Genomic DNA, 11,732 nt, shown 5'->3' with positions numbered 1-11,732 from the left:
TCTCCGGTCACATGCGAAAGGGTGGTGATCGGCGGCCCCCGCTTGGCACCCACATGCCGGGCGGGGGTCGTCCTTAGGTCGGTGGCGTCATCCCTGCACCTGAGCGCCGTGGAGTTCGGCCACCCAGCGGATCGTCTTGCCGGCCTCGCCAGTGACGACGAGGCGCAGTGTGCCGACGGAGTACGAGGCGACGGTCACGGTCCACGCGGCGGCCCCCGTTGACGCGCCGAGGAGTGTGACGGTGGGCGTGCCCACCAGCGCGGCCGTGTTGCCCACGTCACGCTTGAAGCAGCCCTTCACTTCCCACGCCGCGTTTTCGCCGTCCACGTCAGTGCGCCGGCCCGCCACGAGCGCGGTGAACGCCCACGTCGTGTTCTCGGGGATGACGGGCGGTGCGCCAGTGTTGGCGTCGAGGTTCGCGGCGGTCGCATTTGTGGTCGCCTGCTTGAGCACCCACCTGTTGATCTGCGCATCACCGGGCGCCGCGAAGGGTTGTGACCCGTGGGCCTGCATGTGCGCCTCGGGGGCGACGGCACCGCGACCGGACGCCACAGAGTACGGGCCGGAGGCTGTGTTGTCCCGGCCAGCGAACACGGCCGATCCTGTGGCGCTGGCCGTGTTCGTCAGACCACCAAGGACGGTGGATGAGTTGCCCGACGCGGTGTTCGTCGACCCGCCCGCAACGGTCGCGTTGGCGTCCGTCGCAGAGTTGGCGACGCCGCCCGCGACGAGCGAACCGGACGCGCTGGCGGTGTTGGTCTGGCCGCCGCCGACTGTCGACCCGTTGCCCGTGGCCTGGTTGCCGTTGCCGCCCGCCACGGTCGCGTTGACGCCGCTGATCGTGTTCTGCGTGCCGCCACCGATCGTGCCGTAAGACGTGCCAGCCGTCGCCGACTGCCTCGACCCGCCGCCGAACGTGTTGTGGTTCGCGTCAACCTCCATCTTCGAATGGAAGCCGTGGACGACGTTCGCCCACCCGTTGATGACCGTGTCATACCCGGCGAGGAGGAAGTTCCAGTTGCCGTTCGTCCCCGTCAACGTCGGCGCGCCGGACAGGTTCGATGTGGCCGTGTCCACGTTCGCGGTGTTGCCGCCAACCACGTTTTCCTGTCCAGCGTTCGCGCCGCCCGCCACGACACTCGTACCTGTGTCGGCGCGAGTGTTGAACGCGAACGAACCGAGAGTGAGCACGTCGCCCTGCGTGTACGAACCCGCACCCGGACGGCCCTTGTAGTAGTCGCTGCTGGCGAAGGCGTTGGGGTCCAGCTTCGTGTCCGGCAAATACGAGAACGAGATGAGCGACTTTGCGGCCTGTCGATTGTCGTCCAACTCGCCGACGAGCGCGCCGCTCACGGTCGGCCCGAGCACCCTGTAGAGCCCCGCCTGCTGGTAGGACTGCGTATCCGTCCAGACCGTGTTGAAGGTGTACCCGTCGTTCGTGGTGACCAACTTGGCCGGTCCCGTCCACGACACGTCGCTGATGAACGGGAGCAGGACCGGGTCGCCCTTGCGACCCGTCCAGTAGGGCATCTCTCCGATGTAGCGGCGAAGATCCGTCTGGTTGTTGTAGATCCCGTAGGCGAACTCCAGCGTCGTGCCCATCCGGTTGGTGGTGCGCTCGACCCGGTAGACCCCGTCCGGCTGGAAGTCGGACAGGAAGAGGATGCAGCCCGGCAGCGCGATGCCGCCGACCATCTGGGAGTTCAGCGGGTTGGCGACAGTGATCCACGTCGCGCCCATGTCGAGGCTGTACTTCACGGCGCGGTTGGTGGCGTCGCCCTGGGAGACCCAGATCGCCTTCCACCACGGGTCGTAGAACGCGGAGTGGACGTGCGCCTGCTGGAAGTCGCCGATGTCGTAGATGCGCGTCCACGTCTGGCCGTAATCCTGCGAGAGGTAGACGTAGCGGGCCTGATCGACGCCGAGGTTCTGGATGCCGTACTCGGAGACGACGGCGATGTTCTCGTGGACAGACATGCCCCATTCGCCGTTGAAGAACGAGGACGGGCCGACCTTCACGCCGGCCTCGGAGTATCCGGCGGTCAGCACCTTCGTCCACGTGCCGGCCGGGCCACCGCTGGACAGGTATAGGGCTCCGGGGTTGCCGCCGCTGGCCGACGTGGCGACAAGGAGCTCGCCGTTGTCGAGCTCGCGGATGCCGACCGTGTAGGTGGGGAAGACGAACGAGCCGGCCTGCTGCCAGGTGGCCCCGTTATTGGTCGACGTCTTGAGGATGGTGCCGCCGCCCCGGTACAGGGTGCGGCGGTCCTTGCCCATCCAGAAGGGGGCGTCGGTGGCGCTGTCCCGGATGGAGACGGGGACGCCCGTGGGGGGCTTGGGGCCGCGGTCGCGGTCGTCGAGGGCGACCTGCGTCTCCAGTCCGGCGTTGGTGCCGATGAGCGCGGCGACACCCTCGTCCTGCGTCATGAACTGCGCCTGGAGCGCGGTCTGCGCGTCGGCTGCGGACTGCGCGGACGAGGCCTCGGCGGACTCGGCGCGGGCGACGAGCGTCCCGCCGACGTCCTCCGGCATGCCGAGGGGGATGCCGATGTTGATGACCTTCGACGTGCCCTCGCCGGTCACGGACACGGTCGGGTTCGTGCCGTAGGGGAGCGTCTGCGCCGAGCCGGACAGGTTGGCGACCGTCTCCTGGGCTGAGTCCGCGGCGCCCTTGATCAGGTCCAGTGCCGCCTTGACAGACGTCGGGCGCAGCATCCCGTTGTTGGCGTAGGTGGCCTCCGCACTGCCGTTGCGCAGGAAGTACAGGCCGTGGTCCCACGGGCCCTCGGTTGGCACGCTCACGTCGCGCTCCCTTCGCTCGTCATGTCGACCTCGTGAAAGAGGGCTGGTTCTGCAGCCAGTGCGGCTCGCGGTGTAGCGCGGCGGTGAGCGCGGCAGAGTCGGTAATGACGGCCGCGTCCGGGCGCACCTTCAAGCGCATCGACGCGGCGCCGTCCTCCACGTCGAGCACGTACCCGAGCACCACGCAGAAGTACTTGATGAAGGAGTAGTGCTTGTCCTCGAGCGCGACCTTGTCGCCGATGTCGATGCGCGGGTCGGCGCGCACGGGCACGTCCTCGAACACCGGCATGGGCGACGACGACAGCGCGCCCGAGACGAAGTCCCGCAGGTCCGCGAGCCGGTCCGGGTGCTGCACGTACCAGCCGGCGTCGTGGACGTACTCCTCGTTGCCGAGCGGGTTCGACAGGTCGTTCACCTCGGACTTGCTGATCCACGTGATGCGCGACCCGAGGAGTCTCGGGAGCGACTTCCCGCGCCACCAGGCCGGCAGGTTGTCCGCGTTCGTCGGGATCCGCAGGTCGATCGCACGGTCCAGGCCGAGCGTGTTCGACGCGTGCGCGGACCACTTCACCGCTCGGTTGCCCAGCTGCTGCAGTGCCCACGTGACCTGAAACGCCTCCCACGCCTCGCCGCCCGCGCTGTCGACGAGCGTCCCGCCGTGCGTGGTCGAGCCGACGAGGTCACTTCGGGTGCGGTCGGAGTACATCTGGATGGAAGTCGTGTCGACCCACAGCCAGTCCTCGTCGTCGTCCGCGGCGACGATTTTCTCCCAGAGCTCGCCCTGGCCGATGGACTCGCCCCCGGACGGGTTGTCCCACAGCAGCGAGTTGTGCTTGGTCGGCTGCGTGGCGCACTCGAGCCGGTCGATGCGGTACCGCTTGGCGCGCTGCTCGAAGGTGTGCACCCACGCCCAGTCGATGACGTCGAGGTCGGTCGTCAGGGTCGCCACCGGCTCCTGGGACTCCCGCACTCGCGGGCCGGCGTACTGCAGGCTCCCGTGGCGGTCGACCCAGAACGCGCCGCACTCGGCGTCCGCGAGCTTCGTCAGCACGTCACGTCCGGTCATGGTGCCCAGGTCACGGGTGGCGTCCAGCCACGGCGGCTGCCGGTGACGGATGCGGACGTTCGGCGTCAGGTTGAGGTGGCCCCACGGCGCGGTCGGGTTGCACACGGCCTGGAGGGCGCCCATCGGCCCGCCGGACATGTACTCGAGGAACTTCGGCACCCAGCCGGCGGGGATGGTCGCGGAGGCGTCGGTCAGGCTCACGTCAACGGTCGCGCCCGCGTTGGTGCGGACCTCGAAGCGGTGCTGGGTAGCGGTGGGGGTCCGCGGCGTGAAGCGCATGACGACGCGGGTCGCGGCGCCTCGGGGGATGGTGGCGCCCTGCACGACCACCGTCGGGGTGGCAGCGGTCGCGCCGACCGCGGAGTCGCGGAGCCCGAACCGGATCACGTCCGCGTTGTGGTCGTAGGCGATGAACGGGCCACGCCCGCTGATCGTGTCAGCGGAGCCACGGAGGGACGCGGTCGTCCAGCCAGTTCCGCTGACGCGCATCGGGAGGTCCATCGTCACCTCGACGGGCGACGCGAGGGTCCCGCGCAGCTGGTAGGTGATGTGCTTGTTCCCGGGCTGGAAGACGCTGTCAGCGGACCACTGCGCACGGTCTCCTGCCGTGCCCGCGCCGCTACGTGCCGCGTAGACGTCCCCGGCGTAGGGGTGCGCGCTGCCGGCCATCGGGACGAGGAGGTTGGTGTCCCACGCCTGCCCGATGGAGGGGCTCCACCCGCAGGAGCGGGCCGCGTAGTCGACCAAGGTGGCCGCGGTCAGGTCGAACGGGCCGTACTTGCCGGGCAGGAAGCCGGGGGTCTCGAAGAACGCGACGGAGCGGTGCTGCGCAGCGCGGGGGGCGCGCAGACGCTGGTCCAGCAGGACGGACTCGTCCACGCATTCGACCTGCACGCTACCGCCGAGCAGGCTGCCGCCCGTCTCGTCCACGCGGCCGGTGAAGCACCTCCACCAGCGCACACCGTCGCCGACGTCGACCGTCACGGACTGCCCGACGAGCGGGGGCCACGCCACCTGGGTCGCGTAGGTCGGGTCCACCATGCCGACCAGAGCCAGAGTGGGGCTCGGCGACACGCGCGACGTGGACCACGGCGGGTCCAGCGTCAGGGTGCACGTCGCCGCGGGGGAGCGTGCAGCCTTCGACGGGTGACCGTCGTAGCACTGCGCGTCGATCCGGGCCCGGCCCGTGCGCTCGAAGCCGTTCACGACGATGCGCGTCTTGACGACCTGCGTCGCGTCCTCGTTCCAGCGACCGGGCTGCATCAGCCCACCTCCGTGACCGTGAAGGAAATGTCGCGTAGCCGGCCCATCGGGTCGGCGTCAGGACGGGAGCGGCGGATCGACTCGGTGAGCCCATCGACGATGCCGCGCTGGCACAGCCCACCCAGGCCCCACTCGACAGGCTGCGGTGTCCACGACAGCGCGGTCTGCGCGTAGTACTCGGCCGCCATCGGCGCGACGTTGGCAGCGACCGCGCCCGTCGGCACGTCGAGCGTGAGCGTCGCGCGGTGCAGCGCGTCCAGGCTCGTGGACAGGCGCGCGGTCTGCGTCTGTGCGAATGACACGCCGTCGGCGTTGAGCCACTGCACGAGCAGGTACGGCCCCAGTCGGCCAGACATCCACACCGACGCCGAGACCTTGGACCCCGAGACGACGGGGGCCATGCCGACGATTTGGGGCGAGTCGCCGGTCGCGGCGCCCGGGTTGGCGATCGCCACCGGGGCCACGCGCCCGTCGTCGCGCTTCATCGCACCGATGCGCTGCAGGTGCTGTGACCCGCCGAGGCTCGCCTCGGGCGTCAGCGCGTTGGACGTCGCAGCTTCCACCGACAGCCACAGGTACTCGGGCACAGGCTCGTACATGAGGGCCTGCAGGTCGCCGACCTGCTCCGGCGTCAGGTACGGGATCTCCACCGACCACTTCCGCGCCGGGCGCGTGCCCGACACGAACGCGAACCGGCGCCCTGCCGCGGACTGCCGGAACGTCACCCCGGACTCATGCGCAACCCCGATCTTGCCGACCCACCCGGGCAGGCGGATCAGCGACCCGGGCTTGCCGATCCAGAAGCCGTCGAGGTTGACGCTCACCGTGCCCTCCTTGCTGCTGTGGCCAGGTCCTGCGTCATCGCGCGAGAGGACGGGTACATGGGTCGCGCGGCCATCGCGTCCGCCAGCGCCTCGACGTCGAAGTCGGTCAGGGTGCGACCCTCCGGCGCCTCGATGCGCTGCGTCGGCAGAGCGGTGGGCTGCACGCTCACAGGGATCGACGCGCCCGCGAAGAGCGTCGCGTCAGGGACGGCGAGCATCCGCGACATGGCGCGCTCCGTAGCTCCCGCCATGGATTCGATGCCCAAGATGAGGCCCTCGCCCGTGAAGACACCGAGCTCCTTGAAGACCTTCGACGGGGATGCGATGCCCAGCGTGCGCTTGGCCGCCTGGATCGCGCGGCTGCACATGTCGACGATGACGCTGCCGACCTTGCCGCCGGACCACAGCAGGCCCCAGACGATGCCCTCGACGATGTACTTCCCGAGGTCGCTCAGGGATGCGGACAGGACCATCTTCGCGACTGCCAGGCCACTGGAGATCAGCGTGGTCACCGCGGACCCGAGGAGGGACAGCGGCGCGGTCACAGCGCTCTTGAAGTTGGCGCCGATCGCCGCTCCGGCCTCGACGGCCAGGTGAGCGTGGCCTGTGAAGGCGCCCTTGATCAGGCCGGCGATCTTCGACCCCAGCCCCGTGAAGGCCTCCACCGCCTTGCGGTGCACCGCGAAGAAGAGGTCGACGAGCAGATCGAGGCCCACCTTGCCGGCGAGGTGCGACAGGGAGCCGAGGTTCTGGAAGAGCCCGACGACGACCTGCGTCGAGCCGCGCACGATGGTGGCCAGCCCGCTCATCAGGCCCGAGAAGTCGCCCTTGGTCAGCGCGACGAAGGAGTCGATGGCGCCGTCGATCAGCGTCAGCAGGCCCTGGATGATGTTCAGCACGCCCGTGAATGCGTTGCGGCTGTACGTCTTGATGTCCTCGCCCCAGCGATTCCACACGTACTTCACTACGATGATGAAGCCCTCGATGGCCTGCTGGATGAGGCCCAGGACCCGCACCGCGGTGTCCTGTACGTGCTGCCAGGTCTCGGCGATGGCAGGGTCGGCCTTCACCTGGTCCCACAGCTCGGTCAGGATGGGTGAGATCGTTGCCCACGCCTCGCTCAGGGCCCCGCCGATGGCGGAGACGGCAGTGCGGACGGACTCGCTCTTGGCGTAGAGCAGCGCGAAGCCGCCCGCGAGGAGCGCAACTGCGCCGATGGCCAGCAGGACCGGCCAGCCAAGGAGCGACAGCGCCCCGCCGATCGCGGAGATCGCGCCACCGAGGATGCTCGCGACCGACGAGACCGCGACGAGAGGGCCGATGAGGGCCATCGCCGCGGCAATCGCGGTCTGAGCCTTCGGGTCGAGGTCCGAGAACCAGTCCGCGACGTCCGCGATGATCGGGAGCACCTTCTCGCCGATGGGCGCGAAGGCCTTGATGAGATTCCCTACGCCGCGGATGATCGACCCGAGGGAGGAGGAGATCGACGGCCCGTTCTTCTTGAACCAGCGCACGAACTTCGACAGGGACCCGTCCTTGTCCGTGGCCCAGTCGCGGAAGGACTGCGCCATGTCCTCGGTGCCGTCGATGATCATGTCGACGATCGGGCGGAACGCGACGTAGAGGCCCGCGAACCCGCCAGTGACGTCGCCCATGATCCGGCCGAAGGTGCGAATGTCGTCGGGCGCCTTCTTGCCGAAGAGCTTGAAGAAGTCCTGCCACACCTTGTCGCCCAGGGCGCGGCCGGCGGACTCGACGACGTCACCCATCGCCTTCGCGATCTCGGGGAGCGCGTCGCGCAGTGGCTTCAGGTTCTTCCCGGCCTCCTCCATGCCCTTCTGCAGCCCGGGCAGAAAGCCCTTCGCGGCCTCGTCGCGCAGGGCCTTCAGCGCCGGACGCAGGGACAGCAGGTACTTCACGAAGCGGCGGGCCTCGGGGGAGAGCCCGGCCATGGCCTCCGCGGCCTTGTTGGCGGCGCTCGAGGCGCCCCCAGCGGCCTCGGACTGCTGCCGGTACGCGGCGGCGAGCGCGCGCTGCGCGGAGGCCACCGACGAGGCGGACTGGCGCGCTGTCTCCTTCTGCGCCTCCAGCGCCTCGCTGACGCGCCTTTGGGCGTCGTCGATGTCGCGGGCGTTGTCCTGCGCGACGCGCGCCTGGTCGCGCTGCGCCTTGGTCAACGCCCGCTGCGCCTTCGCGACGTCGCGGGCAGAGTCCTGCGCCTGCCGCGCACCGTCGCGGCGCGCGTCGTTCAGGTCGCGCTGGGAGTCGGTCACGGCGCGCTGCGCGTCGGCTACGCGCCGCTCAGCGTCGGCGATCTGCTGCGCGCCGTCCCGGGCGGCCTTGGCCACGTCCCGCTCGGCGTCGGCGACCTCGCGGCGAGCCTTGGCCGTGTCCTTCGACGCCTCGTTCTGCGCGCGGATCGCGTCCGTGAGGCGGGACTGCGCGTCGCGGACCTCGTCGGACCCGTTGACGCCGACCTTGTCGGCCTTCGCCTTGTCCTTCGCCAGACGCGCGTTCTCTTGCCGAATCTCATCCAGCTGAGCCTGCGCCCGGTCCACGTCCAGCCACGCCTGCGCGCGGTCGAGGCCGGACATGCCGCCCTTCGACAGCGCCTGCCGGGCCCGCTGCAGCTGCAGGATCGCCTGCCGCTCAGACAGCGCCCCGTCACGCGCGCGGTCCTCGAGATCCTCCAGCGAGCGGCGCGCGTCCTCGCGGGCGTCGGTGAGGGCCTCCTGCGCGGCCTTCGCCGACTCCGCGGCTCGCCGCTCGCGCTCCTGGGCGCCGTTGTAGCGGTCGATCGCGGCCGTGACCCGCTCCTGAGCGGCCTGCATCGAGTCCGCAGCGGCGCGGCGCGCGTCGGCCAGGGCCCGGACAGCGTCGGCCGCGGCGCGCTGAGCCTCGACGACGCCGCGCTCGGCCGACTCGATCGCGCGAGCGGACTGCTCGGCGGCACGAGCGGCGCCGCGACGGGCGTCCGCGAGACCCTCTTCCGCGTTGCGGACCGCCTCGGCCGCCTGCTCCGTCGCGAGGGCAGCGGCACGGCGAGCGTCCACGACGCCACGCTGCGCATCCGAGACCGCGCGAGCAGCACGGACCGATGCGGCAGCAGCGGATGCTTCCGCGTCCGCGAGTCCGGCCTGTGCGTTGACGATCGCGTCGGCCGCCGCCGCGCGCGAGTTGGCCGACGACGTCGCCGCCGTCGCCGCCTGATCCTCCGCGGCGATCGTGCTCTTGACGGCGTCCACGACGCCACCGAGAGCAAAGGCGACCGCACCGGCGCCAGCGACCGCAGAAAGCGCCCCGAAGGCGATGCCGCCGAACGCCCCGGCCGCGGCGCCCGCGATCGGCACCAGCGCCGGCACGACCGACACGAGAGCGCCCACGAGGCCAGTGACCGCGGACCGGGCACCGGACGAGTCGGACCCGATCCGGGACAGGCCCGACGTGTCCACCCGCAGCGCGTTCGACAGGCTGTTGGTGTCGACGCGCACTGGGATCTCGACCGGGTGCATCCGCGCCTGCGCCTGCAGGCGCGCGAGCTCGCCGCGCAGCTCCGCGCGCATCGCAGCGGCCTCGCCGAGGTCGACGGGGACGTTGACGTCCATCGCGTCGGCCTGGGACTTCAGCCGCTGCACTGTCGCCGCGAGCTCGCGCCGCGCACGCTCGCCGTCGACCGTGGCCGGGATCTTCGCCTCGATGGCGCGAGCGGCCCGGTCGACGTCAGCCTTCAGCCGCGACGCGAACCCGAGCGACTCAGGCTCCATCGGGACCTTGACCTTGGTCGCCTGCTCAGCCTGACGCGCCGCAGCCGACACGCCTCGCAGCAGCCCCGCGGCGGCGCCGGAGGAGACCGGGACCTTGACGTTGGTCGCCTTCTCCGCCGCTGCTGCCGCAGAGCGCACCGACTGCAACAGGCCCGCCTGGTCGCCAGCGTTCAGCGGGACGTTGATGTTGGCCGCGGACTGCGCGGCCTTCGCCGCCGTCGACACCTGCTGCCGCAGACGGTCTGCGTCCACCGTCGCCGGGATCTCTGCCTTGACGCCCGCCGTGGCCTGAGCCGCGGACTGACGGACCTCTTGGACGAGGCCCTTCGTGTCCGCGACGACCCGGATGCTCGCCTCGAGCTGGTGCTCCACCCGCGCGAGGAACTTGCGCAGGCTCGGCAGGAACTTGCTCGTGTCGGGGATGACGAGCACGCCGACGCGGTCGACGATGTGGGCATCAGGACCGGCCACGGGTCACCTCCTGTGCGCGATGCGGGACGCGCCCTTGGGGCGCTCTGGCTTCGGGCGAGGCGCCTTCGGTGCCTTCTTGCCCTTGGGGGTGCTCTTCGCGGCCTCCAGGTCCCACAGGTCCCGGATCGCGTTGGCCGTGGCCGGGTCGTCCTCGTAGAAGCCGACCCACGCCGGGGGCTTGCGTTCGTCGTCTCCGCCGATCACCGGGTCGGCGCGCATCATGGCCTTGGTCGCCGACGACAGCGGCAGAGCGTTGATGAGCACCAGCGCCTCGCCGGGGTCGCGTCGACCTGCGAGGTAGTCGACGAGATCGCGGCCGTAGAAGCGGACGAAGTCGGCCCGCAGGCCCTCGCCGTAGCGGTCTACGAGGTCGGCGAGGGCTGCGCTTCCCCCGGGTTCATCTCGTTCATGTACCAGCCGAAGAGCTGGCCGATGTCACCGTCCGTGGCCTGCGAGCACCACCGCCGGTAGGCGGCGCCGGCGCCGGGGACGACGACGATGGCCATCGCCTCCTCCATGCACGCGAGCATCTCGTAGGCGTCGGCCGCGTCGGCCATGCTCACGCCAGGGCCGTCGCCCTCGGCCTTGGCCTGCATCTGCTCGGCCTGCGCGAGGTTGATGGAGCGGATCGCCTGGAAGAAGTCGGCGCGGGTACGCCGGGGCAGGCCGGCGGCAGGGATGAAGGACGGGGAGCCCTCCGGCTTCTCCGTCTTCTCGCGCACGTCCTCGGCGAGGAGTGCGGCGGCCATGCCGGGCGCCTCGTCGGGCTCGGCCGTCGCGGGGGCGGCCTTCGCGGCGTAGGTGGGCGGGGGCGGGGTGGTGATGTTCTCGGACATAGGTGAGCGGACCTTTCGTGACGTGATCGGTGAGCGGGCCGAAGGTCGAACCCCCTCCCGGCCCTGGCCCGCTCAGGTGAGGGCCGGGAGGGGAGTTTGGGGTCAGGGCGTGGGGGTGCCGAACCCGGCGCCGATCCACGCGCGAGGACCCTTGGCGGACGGGTGCTGCTCTTCGGAGAACCGCAGCGGGATCTCGCTGTAGTTGTCCGTGGCGTGGCTGATGCCGTCCGCGGCGCGGATCGCGACCTGCGGGTTGTACATGCCGCGCACCTGCCCGTCGCGCTTGTCGACGAAGATCGTCAGCGCACTGGACTTGGTCGGCACGGGGGACTTCGGCGTCCAGAAGATGTCCGCCTCGGTCGCGTCGCCGCCACCGCTGTAGAGCGACATGGTGTCGTTGTCGAACTGCAGCGCGTTGACCGTGTACGACTGCGACACGGACTCGGCGATGCTGTCGGCGTTGGGGACCCACCAGGTGCTCAGGAAGGTGACGTCGCCGCCCTCGAACTCCGTCTCGGGCAGGTTCTCGGCGGACGTGTCGCCGAAGGGCGCGAAGCCGGTCGGGAACGTGGCGGGGTCGGCGACGAAGGCCGTCAGGGCCGCCAGGGTCGGGGCAGGTGCGTTGACGGCGCCGAGCAGGACGACGCCGCGCCCTGCGACCAGCGCGTGCTGGGTGTTCAGAGTTCCGGGCATGGTGGTATGCCTC

Annotated in this window: 7 protein-coding genes; all 7 read right to left on the bottom strand. The window is 70.5% G+C overall.

From position 1 onward, the window contains the following. Positions 1 to 87: 87 nt before the first annotated feature. The 7 genes from V3C34_RS14260 to V3C34_RS14230 all read right to left on the bottom strand — a co-directional run bounded on the left by V3C34_RS14260 (position 88) and on the right by V3C34_RS14230 (position 11,719). Positions 88 to 2,802: a hypothetical protein gene (locus tag V3C34_RS14260; protein ID WP_346007471.1), complete on the bottom strand. Its 2,715-nt coding sequence runs from the start codon at positions 2,800 to 2,802 to the stop codon at positions 88 to 90. A 19-nt stretch (positions 2,803 to 2,821) separates the two neighbouring features. Then, complete coding sequence (locus V3C34_RS14255; protein WP_346007470.1) at positions 2,822 to 5,131, bottom strand: hypothetical protein; 2,310 nt, start codon at positions 5,129 to 5,131, stop codon at positions 2,822 to 2,824. After that, a complete protein-coding gene (locus V3C34_RS14250) occupies positions 5,131 to 5,955 on the bottom strand; it encodes a hypothetical protein (protein WP_346007469.1) in 825 nt (274 codons plus the stop codon). Before V3C34_RS14250 ends, V3C34_RS14255 begins: the two co-directional genes overlap by 1 nt. Then, positions 5,952 to 10,190 carry a hypothetical protein gene (locus V3C34_RS14245; RefSeq protein WP_346007468.1) on the bottom strand — a complete coding sequence of 1,413 codons (4,239 nt, stop codon included), beginning with the start codon at positions 10,188 to 10,190 and terminating at the stop codon, positions 5,952 to 5,954. The genes V3C34_RS14250 and V3C34_RS14245 overlap by 4 nt, the downstream gene beginning before the upstream one ends. A 3-nt stretch (positions 10,191 to 10,193) precedes the next feature. Beyond that, positions 10,194 to 10,454, bottom strand: coding sequence for a hypothetical protein (locus V3C34_RS14240; RefSeq protein WP_346007467.1), 261 nt, complete (start codon positions 10,452 to 10,454; stop codon positions 10,194 to 10,196). Between the two features lie 98 nt (positions 10,455 to 10,552). Further along, positions 10,553 to 11,026, bottom strand: a complete 474-nt coding sequence (locus tag V3C34_RS14235; RefSeq protein WP_346007466.1) for a hypothetical protein — start codon at positions 11,024 to 11,026, stop codon at positions 10,553 to 10,555. Positions 11,027 to 11,128: 102 nt separating this feature from the next. After that, entirely contained in the window at positions 11,129 to 11,719 is a 591-nt protein-coding gene (locus tag V3C34_RS14230) for a hypothetical protein (RefSeq protein WP_346007465.1), read from the bottom strand. Between the last annotated feature and the right edge of the window lie 13 nt (positions 11,720 to 11,732).

This window comes from Janibacter terrae, assembly GCF_039636765.1.
GTDB lineage: Bacteria > Actinomycetota > Actinomycetes > Actinomycetales > Dermatophilaceae > Janibacter > Janibacter terrae.
Note: the sequence above shows the minus strand (reverse complement) of the source record. Positions and strands in the feature narration are given on the sequence as shown.

Bases quoted from the DNA above. Each gene is read 5' to 3' on its own strand.
- V3C34_RS14255 (WP_346007470.1), bottom strand. From the start codon at position 5,131: ATGCAGCCCGGTCGCTGGAACGAGGACGCGACGCAGGTCGTCAAGACG.
- V3C34_RS14235 (WP_346007466.1), bottom strand. From the start codon at position 11,026: ATGTCCGAGAACATCACCACCCCGCCCCCGCCCACCTACGCCGCGAAG.
- V3C34_RS14230 (WP_346007465.1), bottom strand. From the start codon at position 11,719: ATGCCCGGAACTCTGAACACCCAGCACGCGCTGGTCGCAGGGCGCGGC.